At 45.1% G+C, this 22,590-nt stretch carries 25 protein-coding genes; 11 read left to right on the top strand and 14 right to left on the bottom strand.

Annotation, left to right across the window (positions count from 1 at the left end):
- Window positions 1–77 precede the first annotated feature (77 nt).
- Window positions 78–542 carry a hypothetical protein gene (locus QZX97_RS15230; RefSeq protein ID WP_295652706.1) on the top strand — a complete coding sequence of 155 codons (465 nt, stop codon included), beginning with the start codon at window positions 78–80 and terminating at the stop codon, window positions 540–542.
- Between the two features lie 79 nt (window positions 543–621).
- Window positions 622–1,200 carry a phosphoribosylglycinamide formyltransferase gene (gene purN / locus QZX97_RS15235; protein WP_295652708.1) on the top strand — a complete coding sequence of 193 codons (579 nt, stop codon included), beginning with the start codon at window positions 622–624 and terminating at the stop codon, window positions 1,198–1,200.
- A gap of 88 nt (window positions 1,201–1,288) precedes the next feature.
- Here the strand turns inward: purN and QZX97_RS15240 are convergent, their stop codons facing one another.
- The 5 genes from QZX97_RS15240 to QZX97_RS15260 form a co-directional block, all read right to left on the bottom strand.
- Window positions 1,289–2,950: a glycosyltransferase family 39 protein gene (locus tag QZX97_RS15240; protein WP_295652711.1), complete on the bottom strand. Its 1,662-nt coding sequence runs from the start codon at window positions 2,948–2,950 to the stop codon at window positions 1,289–1,291.
- Between the two features lie 114 nt (window positions 2,951–3,064).
- Window positions 3,065–3,256 carry a cold shock domain-containing protein gene (locus QZX97_RS15245; protein WP_295652713.1) on the bottom strand — a complete coding sequence of 64 codons (192 nt, stop codon included), beginning with the start codon at window positions 3,254–3,256 and terminating at the stop codon, window positions 3,065–3,067.
- 192 nt (window positions 3,257–3,448) lie between these two features.
- Window positions 3,449–3,643, bottom strand: coding sequence for a cold-shock protein (locus tag QZX97_RS15250; RefSeq protein ID WP_295652715.1), 195 nt, complete (start codon window positions 3,641–3,643; stop codon window positions 3,449–3,451).
- Window positions 3,644–3,733: 90 nt separating this feature from the next.
- The gene (locus QZX97_RS15255) at window positions 3,734–4,807 is read right to left on the bottom strand and encodes a ketoacyl-ACP synthase III (RefSeq protein WP_295652717.1); all 1,074 of its coding nucleotides are present in this window, start codon (window positions 4,805–4,807) and stop codon (window positions 3,734–3,736) included.
- A gap of 199 nt (window positions 4,808–5,006) precedes the next feature.
- A complete protein-coding gene (locus QZX97_RS15260) occupies window positions 5,007–5,948 on the bottom strand; it encodes a Smr/MutS family protein (RefSeq protein ID WP_295652719.1) in 942 nt (313 codons plus the stop codon).
- Window positions 5,949–6,253: 305 nt separating this feature from the next.
- Here QZX97_RS15260 and yiaK point away from each other — a divergent pair, with 305 nt between their 5' ends.
- From yiaK to QZX97_RS15275, 3 genes are all read left to right on the top strand, one after another.
- Complete coding sequence (yiaK, locus tag QZX97_RS15265; protein WP_295652722.1) at window positions 6,254–7,246, top strand: 3-dehydro-L-gulonate 2-dehydrogenase; 993 nt, start codon at window positions 6,254–6,256, stop codon at window positions 7,244–7,246.
- A 36-nt stretch (window positions 7,247–7,282) separates the two neighbouring features.
- Window positions 7,283–8,515 (top strand): glycosyl hydrolase family 8, encoded by a 1,233-nt coding sequence (locus QZX97_RS15270; RefSeq protein ID WP_295652725.1) that lies wholly within the window; start codon window positions 7,283–7,285, stop codon window positions 8,513–8,515.
- A 92-nt stretch (window positions 8,516–8,607) separates the two neighbouring features.
- Window positions 8,608–8,859 carry a hypothetical protein gene (locus tag QZX97_RS15275; protein WP_295652727.1) on the top strand — a complete coding sequence of 84 codons (252 nt, stop codon included), beginning with the start codon at window positions 8,608–8,610 and terminating at the stop codon, window positions 8,857–8,859.
- Between the two features lie 4 nt (window positions 8,860–8,863).
- Here QZX97_RS15275 and QZX97_RS15280 read toward each other — a convergent pair whose 3' ends face one another.
- Together QZX97_RS15280 and panB are read right to left on the bottom strand one after the other, a co-directional pair.
- On the bottom strand, window positions 8,864–9,583 hold the full coding sequence (locus tag QZX97_RS15280; protein ID WP_295652728.1) for an RluA family pseudouridine synthase: 720 nt from the start codon (window positions 9,581–9,583) through the stop codon (window positions 8,864–8,866).
- A gap of 48 nt (window positions 9,584–9,631) precedes the next feature.
- A complete protein-coding gene (gene panB / locus QZX97_RS15285; RefSeq protein ID WP_295652730.1) occupies window positions 9,632–10,447 on the bottom strand; it encodes a 3-methyl-2-oxobutanoate hydroxymethyltransferase in 816 nt (271 codons plus the stop codon).
- Window positions 10,448–10,736: 289 nt separating this feature from the next.
- On the opposite strand from panB, the gene carA reads away from it, so the two are divergent.
- Together carA and QZX97_RS15295 are read left to right on the top strand one after the other, a co-directional pair.
- Window positions 10,737–11,837 carry a glutamine-hydrolyzing carbamoyl-phosphate synthase small subunit gene (gene carA, locus QZX97_RS15290; RefSeq protein ID WP_295652732.1) on the top strand — a complete coding sequence of 367 codons (1,101 nt, stop codon included), beginning with the start codon at window positions 10,737–10,739 and terminating at the stop codon, window positions 11,835–11,837.
- Between the two features lie 48 nt (window positions 11,838–11,885).
- Window positions 11,886–12,095 carry a hypothetical protein gene (locus QZX97_RS15295; protein WP_295652735.1) on the top strand — a complete coding sequence of 70 codons (210 nt, stop codon included), beginning with the start codon at window positions 11,886–11,888 and terminating at the stop codon, window positions 12,093–12,095.
- Between the two features lie 11 nt (window positions 12,096–12,106).
- On the opposite strand, the gene QZX97_RS19120 is transcribed toward QZX97_RS15295, so the two are convergent.
- Window positions 12,107–12,385, bottom strand: a complete 279-nt coding sequence (locus tag QZX97_RS19120; RefSeq protein WP_363152667.1) for a type II toxin-antitoxin system RelE/ParE family toxin — start codon at window positions 12,383–12,385, stop codon at window positions 12,107–12,109.
- A complete protein-coding gene (locus QZX97_RS15300; RefSeq protein WP_295652737.1) occupies window positions 12,382–12,615 on the bottom strand; it encodes a hypothetical protein in 234 nt (77 codons plus the stop codon). Before QZX97_RS15300 ends, QZX97_RS19120 begins: the two co-directional genes overlap by 4 nt.
- A gap of 173 nt (window positions 12,616–12,788) precedes the next feature.
- On the opposite strand from QZX97_RS15300, the gene QZX97_RS15305 reads away from it, so the two are divergent.
- The gene (locus QZX97_RS15305) at window positions 12,789–14,654 is read left to right on the top strand and encodes a DEAD/DEAH box helicase (RefSeq protein ID WP_295652739.1); all 1,866 of its coding nucleotides are present in this window, start codon (window positions 12,789–12,791) and stop codon (window positions 14,652–14,654) included.
- 73 nt (window positions 14,655–14,727) lie between these two features.
- Here QZX97_RS15305 and QZX97_RS15310 read toward each other — a convergent pair whose 3' ends face one another.
- From QZX97_RS15310 to QZX97_RS15325, 4 genes are all read right to left on the bottom strand, one after another.
- Window positions 14,728–15,048: a hypothetical protein gene (locus QZX97_RS15310; protein WP_295652741.1), complete on the bottom strand. Its 321-nt coding sequence runs from the start codon at window positions 15,046–15,048 to the stop codon at window positions 14,728–14,730.
- 33 nt (window positions 15,049–15,081) lie between these two features.
- Entirely contained in the window at window positions 15,082–16,092 is a 1,011-nt protein-coding gene (locus tag QZX97_RS15315) for an NAD(P)H-dependent glycerol-3-phosphate dehydrogenase (protein WP_295652744.1), read from the bottom strand.
- 80 nt (window positions 16,093–16,172) lie between these two features.
- Entirely contained in the window at window positions 16,173–17,507 is a 1,335-nt protein-coding gene (locus tag QZX97_RS15320; RefSeq protein WP_295652746.1) for an efflux RND transporter periplasmic adaptor subunit, read from the bottom strand.
- Window positions 17,508–17,571: 64 nt separating this feature from the next.
- Window positions 17,572–19,032: a TolC family protein gene (locus tag QZX97_RS15325; protein ID WP_295652748.1), complete on the bottom strand. Its 1,461-nt coding sequence runs from the start codon at window positions 19,030–19,032 to the stop codon at window positions 17,572–17,574.
- An 87-nt stretch (window positions 19,033–19,119) separates the two neighbouring features.
- On the opposite strand from QZX97_RS15325, the gene QZX97_RS15330 reads away from it, so the two are divergent.
- Together QZX97_RS15330 and QZX97_RS15335 are read left to right on the top strand one after the other, a co-directional pair.
- Window positions 19,120–19,773: a polysaccharide deacetylase family protein gene (locus QZX97_RS15330; RefSeq protein WP_295664765.1), complete on the top strand. Its 654-nt coding sequence runs from the start codon at window positions 19,120–19,122 to the stop codon at window positions 19,771–19,773.
- A gap of 173 nt (window positions 19,774–19,946) precedes the next feature.
- Window positions 19,947–20,783, top strand: a complete 837-nt coding sequence (locus QZX97_RS15335; protein ID WP_295652753.1) for a hypothetical protein — start codon at window positions 19,947–19,949, stop codon at window positions 20,781–20,783.
- A gap of 122 nt (window positions 20,784–20,905) precedes the next feature.
- Here QZX97_RS15335 and QZX97_RS15340 read toward each other — a convergent pair whose 3' ends face one another.
- Entirely contained in the window at window positions 20,906–21,277 is a 372-nt protein-coding gene (locus QZX97_RS15340; RefSeq protein WP_295652755.1) for a VOC family protein, read from the bottom strand.
- Window positions 21,278–21,532: 255 nt separating this feature from the next.
- Here QZX97_RS15340 and QZX97_RS15345 point away from each other — a divergent pair, with 255 nt between their 5' ends.
- Window positions 21,533–22,516 (top strand): hypothetical protein, encoded by a 984-nt coding sequence (locus QZX97_RS15345; protein ID WP_295652757.1) that lies wholly within the window; start codon window positions 21,533–21,535, stop codon window positions 22,514–22,516.
- The last annotated feature ends 74 nt before the right edge of the window (window positions 22,517–22,590 follow it).

Below are 22,590 nucleotides of genomic sequence, written 5' to 3' on the forward strand. Positions count from 1 at the left end.
CACTGTATTTTTTAAAAGGATTTATACCTGCACAATAATGGCGCGGATTTTCGTTATTTTTGCGTGTGTTTATCCGTATGAAGTATAAAATTTCTGTACTGTTGCTTGGTTTGATAATTGTCGTGGCTTTGTTCAGCAACTCCTGCAAAAAGGACAGCGGCGACCAACTTTCGTATTTTTTGACCAGCGGTACCTGGAGCCTCGCTTCGCAGCAGGTATTTCATTACGTGGGCGATACACTGAAAAAAACCGATACCATTAACCTGGCCTGCACGCAAAAACTCACCTTTAACAGCAACGGGTCATCGGCATATCAAAACTATAATTGCAACAACAGCAGCGGTACCGGGCAATGGAATATTACGCCAAGCAACCTTACCGTGCAATCGCCCATCATTATTGGTAAGGATACACTTTTTAGCAATGCGCAAATTGTTAACCTGGGCCAATACTCGTTGGTATTGCAAACCGGCAGCATCAGTCCGTATTATACCTCTAAAACAGTCAGGCTAATTACACGTTATGGTTTTATACACCAATAACGCATTTTTTTATCGCGATTGTTGCGAATGGAGAGGCAAAAATTTTATATTTGAGAGGCATTAATAAAAACTATTATTCTTGAAAAAACGCATCGCTATTTTTGCTTCGGGATCGGGGTCAAATGCTCAAAAAATAATGGAGCATTTCAAAAAAAATGCCGATGCCGAGGTCGCGCTTATTTTGACCAACAATCCTGAAGCTTATGTTTTACAAAGGGCCGATAACTTCGAGATCCCTTCGCATATTTTCGACAGGCACGAATTTTACGAAACCGATGATGTGATCAGGCTGTTAAAAAACCTGCAGATAGACCTGATCGTACTGGCCGGCTTTTTATGGCTGGTGCCGCAATCGTTGTTGAAAGCCTTCCCTAATAAAATCATCAACATACACCCATCGCTGCTGCCCAAATTTGGCGGTAAAGGCATGTATGGCGATAAAGTACACAACGCGGTTTTGGCTGCCAAGGAAGAAGAATCGGGCATTACCATCCATTTTGTGAACGAAAATTTTGATGAAGGCGAAATCATCCACCAATCACGTTTCCGCATTGAGCCAGAAGATGACCTGGAAATGCTCAAATTTAAAGGCCAACAGCTGGAACACACGCACTTCCCCAAAGTAGTGGAGAATTTGCTGAAGAAGATGAAATCGTAAATTAGAAGCAAGAGTCAAGAATCGAGAATCAAGACAGAAAGAAAACAACCGTTCGCCCTCTGACTTCCGATATCAGTCCTCCGACTTCCTATCTCACCACCACCAAACTTACATGGCCTAAAGTACTGTCGCGGGTAGCTTTGTTTAAAAAGCGGGGCGTAACTTTGGTTATCCAAAACCGGTTGAAGGTAGTTACTTCGCTCATGGTCCAGCCTTTTGTTTTTTTGAGGTTGGCCAGATTATCGGTAGGCGTGTATAGTAGAAACGGTTTTGGCGGCAGGTTGCCGTTGCCGTTCAAATCGGCGGTGTACAGGGGTTGGTTCAGGTAAAACTCGAGCGGGTAGGTATAGTCGCCCATGCTTTGTACCACGGGCATATCTTTGCGGTTCAAACTGTTGATATAAAAAGCAGCTTCGCTGCCGGCCTGGTATTTAAGCAGCGATGGGTAAAAAACCAGGTTGAGGTACAGGTTCACCACGCAGGCCACCAAAACCGTCATCATGCCAATCCTTTGGTAAGGCACTTTAGTGATTCGCTGTGGCAGAAAAACCATTAAAACACACAGTATGCTTAGCAAGCCACCGATATACCAGTTAAAGGTTTCGGGCCAATAAAAATAGTGCAGTATTTTAATGCCGGCTATCAGCAATATCACCACTACTATTTGGGTAATACGTACCGCTTTGATGCTTTTAACACCATACAAATACTGCGCTGTGATGATGGCATAAAACGGGAAGATGATATTGGTATAAAACGGCAGTTGGAATTTGGATGCCGAAAACACCAGAAAAGTAAGCAAAGAACCACAAATGCAATACCACTCGGCATTGTTTACATTTTTGATGTTCTTTTTAAAGAATTGAAAGATTCCCGCGAACAGCAATAGCGACCAGGGCAAAAAGGCCCAAAGCGTAGTATGTACAAAAAAGAAAGGGTCGCCGTGGCCTTTAATGGGGCCGTTGTTAAAAAAGCGGCCGAACTGGCTGTCCCAAAAAAAGAATTTGATGCCCGATACATGGTTATGCCCAAAAACCACTACTTCGGGGTGGCTGTCGAACTGGGCGTAGAGGCAATAAATTTCCGGCAGGATAAACAGCAATATCATCATTGCGGCCAATAGCCAACGCAGGTTAAAAAGTGCTGCCCATTGTTTTTTGATGATGAGCTCGCCCGCTATGGCACCACAGATGGGGATAAGGGCGAACATGCCTTTGGTCATGATGGCGCAGGCGGCAAACAGGCTGCCCGCAAATAAATGCCCCCATATTTTGCTGTGCTGCGCTTTATAAAAATGGTAAACCGACGCGATAATGAGTCCGGTTAGGTATGGCTCTGCGCGCACGTCGTTGTTCGATAGGACGATATGCTCGGCGGTAAGCAATATCAGCACCGCCCACAACGCTATTTCTGTATTGTATAGGTTTTTGGCCAGCAGGTAGGTATACCGGGCGCCCATCATCAAAAACAAAATAGCGGGCAGCTTATAGGCCCAGGTGGTAAAACCAAAGCATTTAAACGAGAGCGCGATGATCCAAAAAGGGAAATGGGGTTTATCGAGCCAGTTGCGGCCTTCGGCAAACAGGTCGGTATAATCGTGCCGCAGCACCATGCTTTTGGCAATGCCTGCGTAGAGGGCGCCATCAGGCGCGATGATGGTAACGAACAGGCCGCTAAAGTTGAGCAGTACCGCGAGGCCTATAAAAGCATATAGCCATTTGTTGATACCGGGTTGCTGTTGGGGGTGCATACTGCCGGTAAATATAGACAGATTTTTGTTGAAGGGATATCAGGCAGGGATTGCCTTAAAACAAAAAAGCACCCACTTTCGTGGATGCTTTACGATTTTTATGATAATGATTGCTTAAGCAAGTTTCACATTCACCGCGTTTAAGCCTTTTTTACCGTTTTCAACTTCGTATTCTACGCTGTCGTTTTCACGGATTTGATCCATCAGGCCTGTTGAATGAACAAAAATTTCGCTATCGCCATTTGTTGGTACGATGAATCCAAAACCTTTTGTTTCATTGAAGAATTTTACTGTTCCTTGTTGCATTATATTGTATATTAATTATTTATTAAGGCCGCAAGGTAACACTAATTAATTGATTTACAGTATTTTTTATTTTCCTGATGGTATTTAAAGCACCGAAAACAGGGATAACTATGCTTATGGTCAGCACGTTAAGGCGCAAAAAAAAGCATCCCGTATAAGGGGATGCTGCAACGATTTTTATGATGTATGTTATTATTCAACAATTTTCACATTTACCGCATTAAGGCCTTTTTTGCCTTTTTCAACTTCGTATTCAACATTGTCGTTTTCACGTATTTTGTGAATCAAACCTGATGAATGAACAAAAATTTCGCTATCGCCGTTTGAAGGTACGATAAACCCAAAACCTTTTGTTTCGTTGAAGAATTTTACTTTTCCGCTTGCCATTGTATTGTATTTTAATTATTTAATGAGGGCGCAATATAGGCTAATTAATTTAGAAAAGGTAAAAATTAAATTTTGTAGACAAGGTAAAGGTCAAAATTGATAAACAATAGCGTTGATGTTCATGCCTGCACCTACAGAGGCTATGATTACCTTATCGCCTTTGTTGAGGCTTTGGTTTTCTATTTTGCCTTTTAATATCAGGTCTAACAAAGTCGGTACCGTTGCCACCGAACTATTGCCGAGCCACGAAATAGTCATGGGCATAATGGATGGGTCGTTATATTCCATGCCGTATAGTTTAAACACACGGTCGACTATTGCGGCATCCATTTTATCGTTAGCCTGGTGGATGAGTACCTTTTTAATTTCGGATAGGTGCACACCGGCTTTATCGAGCGCCAATTTGATCACCTGCGGCACTGTACTCAGCGCAAACTCGTATAGTTTGCGGCCGTTCATCTTCAAAAATATATCAGCCTGTGAATTTTCATGGTTGTACGAGTGTTCCATTTGGAGCAGGCAGGCGTGGTCGGCAGCGTAAGTTTGTGTTTTGTGGGCCAGTATGCCTTTGTTCTTTTCGGTGGTCGCCATCAATATGGTAGCACCGGCACCATCGGAATACAGCATCGAATCGCGGTCGCTAAAATCCATTACGCGCGACAATGTCTCGGCACCGATGACCAGGCAACGTTTGGCATCGCCCGAGCGGATAAAATAGTCGGCCTGTATCATGCCCTGTACCCAGCCTGGGCAACCGAATGGCAGGTCGTAAGCCACACAATCCGGGTTTTTTATGCCCAATTTGGCTTTTATGCGCGATGCCAGGGTAGGCACTGTATCGCTACGGTTGGTTTGAAATTTTACATCGCCAAAATTATGGGCCACAATAATATAGTCCATCGTTTCAGGGTTCATACCCGAACTGGTGAACGCTTTGGTTGCGGCAATAAAAGCCATGTCCGACGCGGTTTGGTCGGGGCTGGCATAACGCCTTTCGGCGATGCCCGATATTTCCCTGAATTTTTCGATGATGACGGCACTGTCCCTTTGGATAGCGCTTCCATCTTTTTCGTAAAACTGTCGCTGTAAAAAATCGGAATTGGGTATAATATTATCAGGGATATAGCATCCGGTGGCGGCAACAAATGAGCGGGTTGTAGTCATTTAAGTTTATTAGGTAATAGGAATAACTATTAATACAATTTATCCCTGCTTTTTTAAGCGTTAATTAAAAGATTAAGTTTAATTGCAAAACAGGTTAAATCGGACAAATAATAAATAAATTTAGGTAGAATACTTGGCATTGACGCAATAAACTGCGAATTTATTATTTAGACCGAAACGGTATATGGTAGCAGAAGCTTTATTTAAGCACCAATTTGGTGGCTCCGTAGCCAAATTTCTCCTTGCGGGCGTCCATAAAAGTTTGTACATGGGGGTGTTTACCGGCCACTTTATGTATCTCGGTTTTTAAGCTGCCATTGCCCAGGCCATGTATAAAAGTAACATCGGGCAGTTTGTGCACTACGGCGGCGTCCAGCGCTTTGCGGAATGTGTTGAGCTGTATGTTCAGCATTTCGGAAGCGCTTAAAAACTGATAGTCGTCGCGTAATTTTTCAATGTGCAAGTCAACTTCGCTCACGGCTTTTTCAATCTCGCGTTTTTCTTCGGCGGGTTTAAAAAAACTTTCTTTCAGTTTTTCGGCATCTATCGTTAATTCGGCTTCATCCAACTGAATGAGCCAGGCTTGTTGTTTTAACAGCGGCACCAATTTTTTTGAACCCGAAAAATGCTTGGCCTTAAAGTTCTCTCTTATAGATAGGGCCTTTTGCGGCGCTATATTTTGCGTGGTATAATACAGCACCTCGATGTGAAAGGTTGGCCAGAGCTGGATATCGTGCAATGGCGCCGAATACACTTTTACCGCCGATTTTGGCGCGATGATGCCCGCGTACTCGCCTTTAAACTTGTGCAACTTTTCGGTGGTGAGGGTGGTCAGTAATTGGTACGATGTCTCGTTCAGCAAATGAAAGTGCACTACCGAAGCGATGCGCTCATCGGTAGTAACGGCAATGTAAATGCCACGGGTATCGAAAGACGCGGATTGGCTGACTTCGTCAAATGCCTGGCTCTCCACAGCCGTCGATTTGTGTCCGTGTACCGTAGTTACTTTACTGGCCAAAACGGGTATCTCAAAATCGTCATCGCCGGTAACACCTATCATCTGCTCGTCTATGATGCGGGTAACATAGCCTTCCATCTTCTCGTCCACAAAACGCACAAAATCGCCTAACTTGAATTTCATCCTGCAAAGGTAGTGAATTGGTGAGTTGATTTCTGCCTGTCGGCAGACATGGGGTTGGATAAGGTTGATTAGGTGGGTAGTGGATTTGGTGCGGTTGACTCACCCCGACTGCGCTGCACTGGTCGACCCTCTCTTCCGCTGCGCGGTAAAGAGGGTGAACGCTTTTTTTTGTTTTTTGACCCTCTTTCCGCCGCAGGCGAAGAGAGGGTGGTCGAGCGAAGCAAAGACCGGGTGAGTCAAAGGCACGGATTTCAAAATGTCCGACTTTATTTCTTTATTTTCGGACGTACAATTGCACTCATCCTATGAAAATACCCTATACCCAACTAAAAGCTGAATTTTTACGCGTATTGTTAAAAAACGGTTTTAATGCCGATACCGCAGAACAATGCGCCACCATATTTGCGGGCAACAGCCGTGACGGTGTTTACTCACATGGGCTGAACCGTTTCCCGGGATTTATCGAGTACGTTCATGAAGGCCTGGTTAAACCGAACGAAAAACCAACGTTGTTCAATGTTTTAGGCTTAATTGAGCAGTGGGACGGCAACCGCGCGCCGGGCGTTATCAATGCTACTTTTTGTACTGACAGGGCCATTGTATTGGCCAAACAACACGGTATTGGCTGTGTAGCCATCCGCAATACCAACCATTGGATGCGCGGCGGTGTTTATGGTCAGCAGGCAGCGGATGCCGGTTGCCTTGCCATTTGTTTTACCAATACCATCGCCAACGTACCACCCTGGGGCGGTATCGACCCGCGTCTCGGCAATAACCCGCTGGTAATAGCCGTGCCCAAACAAGGCGGGCATGTGGTGTTGGATATGGCCATGTCGCAATACTCGTTTGGTAAGTTGCTGCAATACCGGGCTAATAACAATGAAGCCCTGCCCTTACCGGGAGGATATGACGAGGCCGGGAACCTGAGCACCGATGCCGATGCCATCCTCAAATCGAAAAGGGTGGTGCCTGTTGGTTTTTGGAAGGGCTCGGGGCTTACGCTGATGCTCGATTTGTTGGCCACCATTTTGAGCCGGGGCAACTCGACAGAAAAAATTACGGATACCGACAGGGAATCGGGTGTATCGCAGGTATTTATTTGCATTCACGAGCCTGATGCAGCTTTGGTGGAACATTTTACCGAACAAATTATTGCCTACACCAAAACGAGCCGTCCCGAAAAGGAGGGCGGCAGCATTGCTTACCCGGGCGAAGGCATGCTTAAAACACGTATGCGCAACCTTGCAGAAGGCATCCCGGTGAACGAAAGCATTTGGAACAAACTTTTGAGCCTATAATAAAACCAAATTTGAGCGTTTTATGTTATCTGTATAATGAAAAGCAACGTACGCCTGTATTTTTTGATATCCGTTTTAACCCTACAGGCGATGTTGGCGCAGGCGCAACAGGCCAATATGCCTTTTCCGCAGCATATGCGGTACGCGCCGGGGTCTATATTGCCAAACCATATATCGCAAAAAAGCCTGGATAATAGCGTAAGCTCGTTTTACCTGCTTTGGAAAGCCCGTTACATCAACAGCAATTGCGCCAAAGGGCAATATTATGTTTGGTTCGAGACGAAAGGGAACAAGCAAAGCGTGTCCGAAGGGCAGGGTTATGGTATGATTATTACCGCGCTGATGGCCGGTTACGATAAAACGGCGCAAACCACTTTCGACGGGCTTTACCGCTATTATAAAGCCCACCCCAGCAAGCGCGACCATAACCTGATGGCCTGGGCGCAAGATAATAATTGCAAAGATATTGATGGCAGCTCAGCTACCGATGGCGATATGGACATTGCCTATTCGCTGCTGTTGGCCAATAAACAATGGGGCAGTGCCGGGCCGGTGAATTATTTGCAGGAGGCTACCGCGATGATAAGCTCGATTATGAAGCAGGAGATCAATGCCAAAACGCTGACGCCGCTGTTGAGCAACGCGGTGGAGTACGATAGCAAGGATTATTTTGATACCCGCACATCCGACTTTATGCCGGCCAATTTTAAGGCGTTTGATGCGGCCATGGGCGATGCGCGCTGGGCTAAAGTGGTAAGCAGTAATTACGCGCTGTTTAAGCAGATGCAGGAAAGGTATAGTCCGGATGCGGGTTTGGTACCCGATTTTATCCGCAATACCAATACAACGCCCAAGCCGGCCGGGGCAAATTATCTCGAATCGAAATATGATGGCTATTATAATTACAACGCCTGCCGTGTGCCCTGGCGCGTTGCTACCGATTATTTAATTTATGGCGATAAGCGAGCCAAAACCATGGCCGACCGCATCAATACCTGGGTACGGGGCACCACGAGCGATAACCCCGACAATATTTCGGCAGGGTATACTTTAGGTGGCGACGACATAAAAGGGCGCAATTTTGAGGCGCTGAGTTTTATCGCACCGTTCGCGGTGTCGGCTATGGTGGACGCAAAAAACCAGGTTTGGCTAAATAAAGTTTGGGATTATTTGACCAAATTTACTTTGGATGAATTTGATTATTACGACAATAGCATCAAGCTATTGGATATGATTATACTGACGGGCAATTACTGGCCACCAAATTGAGTTATTTTTGCTTTGTATAGTATAAACAGATATTTTAGGACAAATTTAAAAGAGACCAAAACAACATTATTTAGCCTATAAATAGCCACACCATGTTATTGTTTACAACCGAAAACGCAGAAGATACCCTTGTTTTATCGCCGGCCCTGCCCATGAATATTGGCCCTGATGATGAGGATGACGATGATGACGAAGAGGATGAGTTTGATTTTGACGACGAGGACCTGAAAGATGATGTTGACGCCGATAGCTTGTTAAGCATTGACGAGGATATAGATTTTGAAGAAATTGATACCCCCGACTTTGACGACGAGGACGACGATGACCTGATTGACGATTTGTAACAGGCTATAACAGTTGTTCAAACTTTTCCCAAAAACCATCTTTAGGTAAGGGCGCAAATATATCTACCGGTTCTTTTTTTATAGGGTGGATAAACTGTATGCGCCGGGAGTGCAGGCAAATACTTTTCTTCAAACTGCCGCGTGGGTAACCGTACTTATTATCGCCAACAATGGGGCAGTTTAAGGTGGATAATTGCACCCTGATTTGGTGCGGGCGCCCGGTTATAGGGTCGACTTCAATTAAATAATAGCCGTTCAGTTCACCCAAGAGTTTGTAGTTTAGTTCGGAGCGCATACTGCCGTTTACCTCGTGGTCGTAGGCTTTGGTTACGTTTTTTTGCGGGTTTTTTATCAGCCAGTGTATCAGGTTGCCTTGTTCGGGCACAGGGCGGTGGCGTACCACGGCCAAATAGGTTTTATGCACTTCGCGGCTTTTGAACAAGGCGTTCATCCGCTCGAGCGCCTTACTTGTTTTGGCAAACATGATGACCCCGCTCACCGGTCGGTCAATCCGGTGCACCACGCCTAAAAAAGCGCCATTGGGTTTATTGTATTTGGCGGCAATGTATTTTTTTACCTTTTCATCGAGTGATTCATCGCCCGTATCATCCACCTGCACAATATCGCCCGCGCGCTTATTCACCGCAATAAGGTGATTATCCTCGTAAAGGATATCCTTATCTGTGATATCGAATTTCGGATTTACGATTTCGAATTTGGCCATTCTTAATTTACTTACACATTCGCAATACGCATATCGCATTACGCAATACTAATACTGCTCTTTTTCGCTTGGGAAGTCCTTTGCCTTTACATCGCTCACATAGTGTTGTATGGCGTCGTTCATGATGTCATACAGGCTGGCATACTGGCGTAAAAAACGGGGGCGAAAGCCTTTATTTAGGCCCAGCATATCGTGTATCACCAACACCTGGCCGTCGCAATGACGCCCCGCACCAATGCCTATAGTTGGGATGCTCAGTTGTTCGCTTACTTTTTTTGCCAACTCGGCCGGAATCTTCTCCAATACGATAGCGAAACAGCCCAATTCCTGTAGTTTAATGGCATCTTCCACCAATTTCTGGGCTTCGGCTTCTTCTTTGGCGCGAACGGTGTAGGTGCCAAATTTATATATCGATTGCGGCGTTAAGCCCAAATGCCCCATAACCGGTATGCCGGCCGTTAGTATCCGGCTTACGGATTCGGCAATTTCCAAACCACCTTCTATTTTAACGGCATGCGCGCCCGACTCTTTCATGATGCGGATGGCGGAGTTCAATGCCTCTTTCGAATTACCCTGGTACGAGCCAAAAGGCAGGTCGACCACCACCAAAGCCCGGTTAATGGCGCGCACCACGCTCGAAGCATGGTATATCATTTGGTCGAGCGTAATGGGCAGCGTGGTTTCGTGCCCGGCCATTACATTCGAGGCCGAATCGCCCACCAATATCACATCGATACCAGCGGCATCAACAATGGTTGCCATCGAGTAATCGTAGGCAGTTAACATGGCAATTTTTTCGCCATGCCGTTTCATTTCCTGTAAAGTGCGGGTGGTTATTCTCTTAACATCTTTATGTACAGACATGGCAATTTGGTTTTTGCGTTGCCAAAGGTAGGATTATTTCGGATTTTGGATGTTCAATTTTGGATGTATTAATTGTATGATTTATGATATTGGAGGTCCAATTTGTGGATTGCCATTGTCAAATAGCCAAAAATCAAAAAAATCCGAAATCCCAATTCCGAAATCCGAAATTATCCCTACTTTTGTCTTTTGTGAATACAGGAGTTCCTTACTTCATTTTTTCAAACAAGCTTAGCGGATATAATAACTGCATTTCCGCTGTTTTTTCATTCCCTGCAATTTTTACAAAATGACAAACTTTACCAAATTACCTGCAATATTGTTACTGGCCGACGGCACTGTGTTTTATGGCAAAGCCGCCGGAAAAATTGGTACCACTACAGGCGAAATATGCTTTAATACCGGCATGACCGGTTATCAGGAGATATTTACCGACCCATCCTACTTCGGGCAGATTATGGTAACCACCAATGCGCATATTGGTAATTATGGTATACAGAAAGATGAAGTAGAGTCGGACCACATACAGATAGCCGGTTTGGTTTGTAAAAACTACAACATCGCGTATAGCCGTAAACAGGCGACCGAGTCAATACAGGATTATTTTCAGGAGCAGAACATTGTGTCGATATCCGACATTGATACGCGCCAACTGGTGCGCCACATACGCGATAAAGGCGCGATGAACGCCATCATTTCATCGGAGATCACCGATATTGAAGAATTGAAAAAGAAATTGGCCGAAGTGCCTTCGATGGATGGTTTGGAACTTTCATCACAAGTTTCAACAAAAGAGACCTACAGCTTTGGCGACGAAGCCGCGAGCCACCGCATAGCCGTTTTAGACCTGGGCGTAAAAAAGAACATCCTGCGCAACTTTGCTTCGCGTGATGTGCATGGAAAAGTGTTCCCGGCCAAAACCACCTTTAAAGAGATGGAGGAATTTAAACCCGATGGTTACTTTATCTCCAACGGCCCCGGCGATCCGTCAGCCATGCCTTACGCCATAGAGACTGTAAAAGAAATACTGGCTGCCGAAAAACCGATGTTCGGCATTTGCTTAGGCCACCAGCTGCTGGCCTTGGCTAACGATATCCCCACCAAAAAAATGCACAACGGCCACCGAGGCTTAAACCACCCGGTAAAAAATATTATCAAAAATCATTGTGAGGTAACTTCGCAAAACCATGGCTTTGGTGTAGTGCCCGATGCCGTGCGCGCATCGGACAAGGTAGAGATCACCCACATTAACCTGAACGACCAATCGATAGAAGGTATCCGTGTAAAAGGTAAAAAAGCCTTCTCGGTACAATACCACCCCGAGTCGTCGCCCGGCCCGCACGATTCAAGGTATTTGTTTGATGATTTTGTGAAGATGATGGCGGAGTAAATTGGCTCGGTTTTATTTCTTAAAATTGAATTAGGCAAGTACCATCTGATGAGAAATACCAAATATAGTGATGAAGATAAGATAGCTATAAATGCTTCTATTGAAAGAGCTATTGCTGATTCTGAGGCAGGCCGGGTTTATTCGAACGACCAAATAATGACGTCGATTCGTAAGGGATTTGAGGAGATTTTCGAGGCAAAAAAATCAGGGAAGAAGTCGCAATCACTTTCAGACTTTTTGAGGGGTATTGAAAAATAAGCCAAGTTTTTCTACAACGGTTTCTGCCTGGCCCCTCTGATATTAATCAACTGAATTTGTTGTTTTCGGGTATTAATACGATAGGTTAATATGGTCAATCTATTCAATAACCCACGGTGAAGTGTTTTATGCTTAACTGATTTTTGAAACATTTCGGGATGCTCTTTAAGTAAAGCTAATACTTCCTCTGTTTCTTTAATGAAATTCTTGATTTCCCTTTCAGTCCAATTTTCTTCCAGGTAATTAATTATGTTCTCAAAGCCTTTTACAGCCTTTGTTGTCCAGATTATTTCGAACGCCGTTTATCATATTTTGCCATAACTTCATCGTGTGGGATCAACTCTCCTCGGTCTGCCTGACTTAGGCCTTCTTCAATATCTGCTCTTTCATCAACACTGATGGTATCCCACCAATCAGCTTCCTGTTCTTTTTTCAAATCAACAAACAGCTTAATAACTGACGGTTCATTTATGTCGGCAAGCCATTTAATTAAATGAAGTTTTTCAGCCTGTATATCCATAACTTTCAATTTATATCAAATATAATTCATTTTTATCAAAGCACAATGCCCGCCCTTTGTCATCAAATTGCTTTAATTTCAATAAGTTAGCTGCCCGTTGCTTTTGTAATTAAATAAGCGTACCTTTGCAGCCGATTTAGCAATATCGCTAAGTACGTTTTTTAAAATAATTCATGAACCCATTTATTCAACTGGGAATCCGTCATGATATTGTTAATGCCATCTCTGAGTTAGGGTTCGAAAATCCTACACCGATCCAGGAGCAAGCCATACCGGCTTTATTGACAGGCAGCAACGATTTTGTCGGATTAGCCCAAACAGGGACCGGAAAAACCGCAGCCTTCGGATTGCCACTACTGGAATTGCTCGATTTTGAAGAAAATCATCCTCAGGCACTCATCCTATGCCCTACACGTGAACTGTGTTTACAGATCACCAACGACATTAAGAACTACGCTAAAAACATGCCCAACGTACACGTTGTTGCTGTATATGGCGGAGCAAACATTTCTGACCAGTTACGCCAAATTAAACGCGGCGTACAAATTGTAGTTGCCACACCGGGCCGTATGCTCGACATTATCAACCGTAAAGCTATTAACTTTTCGGAAGTGCAGTTTGTGGTGTTGGACGAGGCTGACGAAATGCTCAACATGGGCTTCCAGGAAGACATCGACAGTATCTTATCAACTACCCCCGAAGACAAAAAAACATGGCTGTTCTCGGCCACCATGCCTACCGAAGTACGTCGTATCGCCAAAAAATACATGAATGAGCCATTTGAGCTTACCATGGGCGAGAAGAACACCGGTAACGTAAACATCGAACACGAATATTATATCGTTCGTGCACGCGATAAATACGCCGCCTTTAAACGTATTGTGGATTTCAATCCCGATATCTTTGGTATCGTATTCTGTCGTACCAAAATTGAGACCCAGGAAATTGCCGAGGCCTTAATTAAGGATGGTTATAATGCCGATGCATTGCACGGCGACTTGAGCCAACAACAACGCGACAAGGTAATGAAACGTTACCGCGAGCGCAGCCTGCAATTGTTAATTGCTACCGATGTTGCCGCACGTGGTATCGACGTGAACGACGTTACCCACGTGATCAACTACTCCTTGCCCGATGAGATAGAAAATTATACCCACCGTAGCGGCCGTACCGCACGTGCCGGTAAAACAGGGGTATCTATCGCCATCATCAACAGCAAAGAGTTAGGAAAAATACGCATGATAGAACGCGTTATTGGCAAGAAATTCACCAAAGGCGAAATACCTAACGGTTTTGACGTTTGCGAAAAACAATTGTTCTCGATAGTTCACAAAGTACACAACGTGGAAGTGAACGAGCAGCAAATTGACCAGTACCTGCCGCGCATTATGGACGAGTTTAAGGAGCTGAGCAAGGAAGATATCATCAAACGTTTTGCATCTATCGAGTTTAACCGCTTTTTAGAATATTATAAAAATGCCCCTGATTTGAACGCACCGGCAGATGATCGCTTACGCGATGATCGTGGCGAAAGAGGAGAACGCGGTGAACGCGCCCCGCGCCCCGCAGGCGGCAAATCGGAATATACCCGTTTGTTTATCAATTTAGGTTCGGTTGACGACTTTAGTCGCGGCGACCTGTTGAACTACATTTGCAACACTGCTAAAATTAGCGGCCGCATTGTAGGTAAGATAGACTTGAAAGGGGTGTTCTCGTTTTTTGAAGTACCAAACGAAGAATCGGCCAAGGTATTTGAAGGCTTTAAAGGCGCCGAATTTAACGGACGCCCGGTACGCATTGAAGTAAGCGGCGAAGGCACCAGCGAAAGGCGCGAAGGCGGCGACTTTAAACGCCGTGAAGGCGGTTACAGCGGCGGCGGCAACAGGCGCGAAGGTGGTTTTAACCGCGAACGCTCAAGCGGTGGCGGCTATAATGGCAATTCGGGATCAGGTTCGGGTGGTGGTTTCCGCGATTTTTCGGGAAAACGCCGCGAAGACCGCCAGGGCGGTGGCACCGGCGAACGCCGCAGAAGGTTTTAGTTGTTAGTTTAAGCTCCGGTAAACGGAGCATTAGTTTTAGTTTTGAAGCCTCGGTGAAAACCGGGGCTTTTTTTTACTTACTAAACACCACCAAAGCCGAGTCTGGGTATTCGAGTTGGAGTTGATGCTCGTCAACCTGTTTTACCACGAATTTTGAGTAGGGCAGATTGCCTTCAAAAGAGGTGTAAATAGTGTCCTGTTTCATAAAGTAATCTTCGGGCAAGGGCGAGTCGCTGTCGAGCGTGAATTGTTTGTTGGTTATTTTGAGGATTGTAGCGCCATCGGTGGAGTGCCACTCACCTTTTAATTTCCCGGTAACAGGGCTGCTGCAAGCCACGCTGAGCAATAATACTGCAGCACCCAGGTGTATCCCTATCAAAGCAAAATTTTTCATCACTGAGCCTCTAATTAAGTATTAGCGGTTAGGCTAACTCAATTGTTCGGCCAAATGTTGCATTTCGAGGGCTGGTGAGCGTTTTTGGTATAAAATGGCATAAACTGCCCTGCATATGGGCATGTTTACCTTGTATGTTTTATTGACCTCGTGTAGGCAATTTACTGCATAATAGCCTTCGGCAACCATGTTCATTTCCAACTGGGCCGATTTTACCGTGTAGCCCTTACCTATCATATTACCAAAGGTGCGGTTGCGGCTAAACTGCGAGTAGGCCGTAACTAACAGATCACCTAAATAGGCCGATTCTTTGATGTCGCGCTCGATAGGGTGTACCGTGTCCACAAAATTCTTTATCTCGCGGATGGCGTTGGATATCAGCACCGCCTGGAAGTTATCGCCATAGCCTACGCCATGGCAAATGCCGCTGGCAACCGCGTAGATGTTTTTGAGCACGGCGGCATATTCGGTGCCGTAAATATCGTCGCTTTCGTTGGTTTTGATGTAGCGGGTTTGTATCATGCGGGCAAAGCAGGCAGCAAGGTCGGCATCGCGCGAGGCGATGGTGAGGTAGGAAAGTTTTTCGAGTGCCACTTCCTCGGCGTGGCATGGGCCGCTCATTACCACAAAATCCTCGAAAGGGATGCCGTAGTGCTGGTGCATGAAATCGCCGATGATCTGGTTCTCATCCGGCACGATGCCTTTGATGGCCGAGATGATTTTTTTACCCTTCAGGTCGGCCGGGGTAATATCCGCGAAAGCGTGTTTTAAAAAGGCCGCGGGGACATTGAGCAATATAAAATCGCCTTTGACAATCAGGTCCTTGAGGTTGGTGGAAACGTGGTTGGCCGGTATGCTTACCTCCACCGAACTGAGATAATTGGGGTTATGCTTGTATTGCTGGATGTGTTCAACAGCCTCGGCGTTGCGCATCCACCAGTAAATTTCCTTCTCCACGGTGTTGTCGCTCAGCATTTTGATGTTTGCCGTGGCCCAACTGCCGCCACCTACTACGGTGATCTTTTTTCTGCCTGTAATATCCATTAAATAAATTGTCCTGCTGTTGTGAGATTGGTTAGCTCAAAACAGCAGGACAAAATAAACAATTATTAAGCAGATATCAGCTATTTCTTGGTATCATCGGTTGCAAACAGTTTCGACTTGTCTACTTTTTCCACCGCCATCTTATCGTTCAGCGTTTTTGATATGGCCGAATAAGGGCCTGAAACCACTTCCTCGCCACCTTTTAGGCCGGTGAGTACCTGGATATAGCTATCGTTTTGTATACCTGTGGTAACTGCCATTTGTTTAACGGTACCATTCTTTTGGTAAACAAATACAAATTCCTTCACTACATCGGCACCGATTTTGGCGGCAGCATTATCATCGGACTTTTTAGGACCGGTATCATCTTTCTTGTCTACACGGGTGGTAACCGATTGGATAGGTACCGACAGCGCGTTGGTTTGGTTGGTTTGAATATCAACCGTTGCCGACAAGCCGGGTTTAAAAGGTACAGGATTTTTATCGTCTTTTTTGATGAGGCGGGCATACGACTCGGGCACTATGCGTACTTTAACGGTAAAGTTGGTTACCTGGTCGGCACTGGTACCTACCACATTGGCCGAGCTGCCAATTTCGCGTACAACGCCCATAAAGGTTTTACCAAGGAAGGCATCTACCTGTATTTTGGCCGAATCGCCCATGGCAACGCGGTTGATATCGTTTTCGTTCACATCCACATTTACATCTAAAGTGCTCAGGTCGGATATGGTCATGATCTCGGTACCCACGTTTTGCACGGTACCCAACACGCGCTCACCTTTTTCGACCGATAGTTTTGATACGACCCCGTCAACCGGTGAGTAAATGGTGGTTTTATCGAGGTTTTGTTGTGCTTCTTTAACTGATGCTTCGGATTGTGTCAAACCATAGTTTGAGCCGATAACGTTTTGGTGGGCTGCTTCGAGGGCGGCTTTTGCCGATTGATAATCTGCTTTTGACGCGTCAAACTCGGCTGCGGTAAGTACTTTTTTATCGAAAAGCTCTTTGTTACGGTTGTATTTGGCTTGCGAGTTTTCGAAATTGGCCTGCGCCTGAGCATACATTTGCGATGCATTGCCTACGCTGGCTTTTTGGGTATTGTAGGACGCAACGGCGCGATCGAATCCGGATTTTAAAATATCGGGGCGCACCTTACAAAGCAACTGGCCTTTTTTTACCACATCGCCCTCTTTGATGGGCAATTCCACAATTTCGCCCGATACTTCGGAGCTGATCTTTACCTCAACTTCGGGTTTTATTTTACCGCTTGCCGAAACTGTTTCGACAATGCTGCGGGTGGCTGCTTTTTCGGTAGCTACCTGGGTAAGGTCGGGTTTTGCGGTTAGTTTTAAAACAACGATCACCACGATCAGTATGCCCAGTATGATCAGTATATATTTTGTAGTTTTTCCCATGATTATTTTATTTCGGATTTCGGATTTTCAATTTCGAATTTATTTTTGTTTTTAACACTTCAAATTACAACGTTATCGGGTTGCCCAGATAATAATCTATCACTTTACTGCGGAAGATGAGTTCGTAACGGGCCTCAATCATATCAAATTCCGACTTGTTCATATTAATGAGCGATGTATTATAATCTAACGAGTTGACCAAACCTACGGCGTAGCGTTGCTGCGTTACGTTATAGGCATCTTTGTTTGATTGAAAGGTTTGTATGGATGAAGCGTACTTTTTATCGGCGGCACGTAAGTCGAGCACAGCCTGCGCGATGGTTTTGCTCAGGGTGTTTTTGGCCAACTGTTCGGTTACCTGCGCCAATTGGTAATTTATTTTGGCTTTGCGCACATTGGTGCGGGCCGAAAACCTGCCGAAGATGGGTATCTGTAAAGATAAGCCGATGGCCTGGTTAAAGTTGTCGCTAAATTGTTGGGCGAAGGGATAGGGATTAAACACCTCCCTAAAATCGGGTGTTACAACGGGTGTGTTGGTCCCGCTTACGGTGCCGATATTATCGAACAAACCGGTTGGTACGGCGGTAACCAATTTACGGTCGTTAGAGTAGTTGGAACCAATTGAACCAAACAGCGCCAAACTCGGGTAATAATTGCTTTTTGCTACGGCTATGTTTTGCTGGGCAGCTTCTTTTTGCAGTTCGGCCAGGTGCACATCGGGGTTAACGCTTAAGGCGCTGTTAAAAACGGTCAACGCGTCGTATTGTGTTCTAACGTCGGTAAGCTTACTGATGTCGGGCCTTTCAATAGTGATTTCGGTAGCGGGGTCCATTTCCATAAATTGCTTTAAGGTGAGGATGGAAATATCCAACTGGTTTTGGGCGGTTACCAAATTTAACTGCGCGGTTGAAAGGGTGGCTTTGGCCTGCGACAGGTCGGCAAGGGTGCTGTTGCCTACGTCGAAATTCTTTTGTGCCCTATCCAAAGTGATGTTGGCAATATCAATTTGTTGTTGCGAGGCTTTTACCAAATCCTGGTTGGACAATACTTGTAAAAAGCCCGTGATTACGCTTAGCGTAAGGTCGTTTTTTACTTTGGCGATGTTGCTTTTGTCCACATCGAGCGTAAGCTTACTCTCCAATATCTGGTTGCGCAACAAACCTCCCTGAAAAAGGAGCACCTGCGAAGTAATACTGCCGCTCAACCCAAAAATGGTTTGGTTAACAAATTGGTTGGTTGATGGATCGACGCTGCGGCCAAAATTATACGAAGCCTGCGGATTGCCGGTTAGGTTTGGCAGGCGGTTGTATTTGGCCTGTTTTAGGTTTTCGCCATCAATGGCTTCGTTAAACTGCGCTTGTTTAATCTGCAGGTTGTTATCCAGCGTAAGCTGTACCGCTTTTTGTAAAGTGATAACTGTTTGCGCATTGCTTTTGAATGCCGTAGCAGCTATCAGCAATAAACAAACAAAAAGCAACCTGGTGGCGTTTTTGGCTTGAAGTATGTTTGGTATACCTGTTTTCATGTTCTGTTTTTAGCACCCGGCATTATATTGCCTGAATGTAATTTATTATTTGCTAATTTTAAACCTACATTTGATTTTTGTTGACCAATGTACCTGATAAAGACCCCGCTACTCCTAAAAAAGCTTTACCCGGGTTTGATATGGAATTTCGACAGGGACCGGCGGCGCATTTATCTCAGCTTTGACGATGGCCCTATACCCATTGTTACACCCTTTGTGTTAAAAATTTTAAAACGCTATAATGCCAAAGCTACATTTTTTTGCATTGGCGATAATGTGCAGAAGCATCCCAAGCTATTTGAGCAGGTAAAAGCTGCCGGGCACGCCATTGGCAACCATACTTTTAACCACCTGCGCGGCTGGAGCACGGATACCCAAACGTATACAGAAAACTTTAAAAAATGCGATGAATTGCTGCACAGTCCGCTGTTTAGGCCGCCGCACGGGCGCATAAAGCGCGAGCAAATAAAAGCATTGCGGGCAGCTGCCGACAACGACCTTAAAATTGTGATGTGGGATGTGCTAAGTGGCGATTTTGATATTGGCCTGAAACCAGAGCAATGCCTGAAGAATGTTTTATCGGCCACGGAAAATGGTTCGGTGGTGGTTTTTCATGATAGTTTGAAGGCTTTCCCGCGGTTGGAGTATGTTTTGCCCCGGGCTTTGGAGTATTGGAATAAGATGGGGTATGAGTTTGTTAGGATGGAAGATGGAAGAAGTAAGATGGAAGACGGCTTATAGTTCATGGATCATAGTTCATGGTGGGTTGATTTCGGATTTCGCCTGCCTGTCGGCAGACAGGAATTTTCGATTTCGGATTTTTGTGGTGTTGAACTTGGTTTTGACATAAGCGGACTAATTACAACTTTGTTGCGGGTGCATTTGTTTAATTATAGTTGTTTAAAACCTAAATCATGACAAAATTAATTGTGAACCTGCCAAATAAGCTGCGTTTTTATATGTTATTGGTTTTATTTCCAATTCAAAGCAGTGCACAAAAACTACCTGATATTCAAAAACATAATCTTCGCGCACCAATTGACGTAAAAATTGACGGGAATGTGAATGAATGGGGTGAATTTCAGGCATATAATCATAACACGGATATATTTTATACCGTGGCGAATGATGACAAAAATTTGTACTTAGTAGTTCAGGCCAAGGATGATGTAATCATAAAAAAAATAATCGGCGGAGGGATAACATTATACTTATGCAGCGTGCGTAAAAAAAACGATAAAGACCGCGTTTCAATTGCGTTCCCATTTTTGGCAGACTCGGTTAGAGATGCTATTGCTATGTCTTTGAATTTACGGATGGCCGCACGAAACGAAAAGGAATTTATGAAAAAGGCTGACTCGCTAATATTTTCAATGAACCATCGGTTGATTGGTAGTGCAAAAGAAATAAGTATTACCGGCGTTAAAACGATAGAGGATTCCATTTTATCAGTCTATAACGATTTGGGGATAAATGCAGCGATGCGTTTTGATAAATTCAAATCATTAAATTATGAATTATCGATCCCTCTTAAATATTTACCGTCCTTCGCGCAAAATCATCTGTTTTACTACAACATAAAATTGAATGGATTATTTAGTACTCGAGACGATATTACCATCTATCCGGCTGGTAGTAATGTCATAGCTGTAGTTAGTATACCAACATCTATGGCAGGCAAAGGGGCCGCGGCTGCCGATATTATTGATAATCAAACCGACTTTTGGGGAGAATACGTTTTGAAAAAATAAGGATAGCGATGGGTTTCAAACCCATCGCTATGATGAGCCAAGTAGGGCGTTTCAAACGCGATACCATGTTAAGCGCTCGTTACAAACGAGCGCAAGAGATCGATTTATTTGGTGAATAAAAGTTATGCCTTCGTTGCAACCCCGAAACAATGTGAGTAGCCGTCATCGTCTGTCAAAAAGAACTCGGTTTGGCCATAGTCTCTTTCCTCTGTTTCGGATACCGCAAAGCCTAATTGCTTTAAATGCTCCCTTGTTTTGGCAAGGTTGGCGGGTGTCCAATAGAGCCCTATGCCGTTGTACGCCTCGGGTATGGGGTCGCCGGCGCGTTGGTTGAGCCAAAAATACAACTGTTCGTTATGCACCATGCAGCCTACAAGCCGCCCTTCCTGTTCCATCTTTTGGTCGGCGGTAAAGCCAAGCCCGTCTACCCAAAAACGCAGGCTTTTATTGAGGTCGAGGCTCGGGATAACCGGCACACATGCTTTAATGGTCATTTTTCATTCAATTTTAAGTGGGATATTTTGAATTGAGATTGTTTTACACTCAAATATAATGAACATTTAAAATACACCCATTTGAAGATTTGTTTTTTGTAAGTGCCCTCAAATATTCGCACTTTAAAATAACTCCTACTTTTAGCCCTTCAATTTTTGGAGAGAATCACGTACTGACATCCAGGCACAAATAGGCCAAAATGATAATCAAACCGAAGCAGGGTTTTAAGCGTATATGAACTCATAACATCCATTATGCTAAAACATTTTATTATTTGCTGCTTGTTGTTTTTTGGGCTTGAGGCGGGAGCGCAAACGGTGTTGCCAACCGATACCATGGCCGACAGGGCGAAGGCGACGCGCGTCATCAACCAAAAGTTTGACGATGCTTACCTGCAAACGGCGCGGCTATCCACCTTTGGCAACGAGTATGGCCATCCGGTGCCCACCAGTTTGGTTGCTGATTTGGCGGGGAACTTTGTTTTGTTTAATACACCAAACTCGCGCTTTGGGTTTATATTTAATCCGCGCGTAATGCTGCGCCTGTTGAATACCCGTGGCGCGCCGGTTAAAGCGCCCAGCTATATGCCGGGCGGTACGCTTTACTTCAGGCTTAACCGCGATTATGACCGGCCTTCGTTTTTGTCCCTGGCTTACTCGCACCACTCGAACGGGATACGGGGCCCGAGTTTAAACCCGGATGGCAGCTTTAATACCGACAGCGGTAAGTTTACCACCAACTTTTATACGCTGACGTACACGCGCGGCAAGCATACCGATATGGGCAGCCTGGCCGCCGACAGGTATGAAAGTTTGGGCCTTGAGCTGCATTCGGGCTTGTTTGGTACCGGGTACTCGGAAGGGCTGAAAGACAATTATGGCTTTGTGCGTGTTAACGGTAGCTGGATGTACAACCTGCAACGCCAACACCGCGATGCCATCGACCCGCAAAAAACAATGATGAGCAACTGGATGCGCTTGCAGATAGACTTTATGTACATTTTGGACACGTACAATAACTATGGTGTTAGCGATTACCAAAAAAGGTTGAATATTGATGCTTACTATTATTATCAGCTACCGTTTATGCAAAACGTGGCTTTGATGCTGGGTGGCGGCTACCGCGGACAGGATATTTACAACAGCGGCTTTCAGGACAGTTATGCCTTTTTGAGTGTGGGTGTTGCAGCAGGGGTGTCCTTCGCCTCACCCCGGCCCTCTCCAAAGGAGAGGGAGTAAAAGGCAGATGATTTGGTAAGGGCGTTGCAAACGCAAGACCATGTTAAGCGCTCGTTGCAAACGAGCGCAAGAAA

Source organism: uncultured Mucilaginibacter sp. (assembly GCF_903893715.1).
Taxonomy (GTDB): domain Bacteria; phylum Bacteroidota; class Bacteroidia; order Sphingobacteriales; family Sphingobacteriaceae; genus Mucilaginibacter.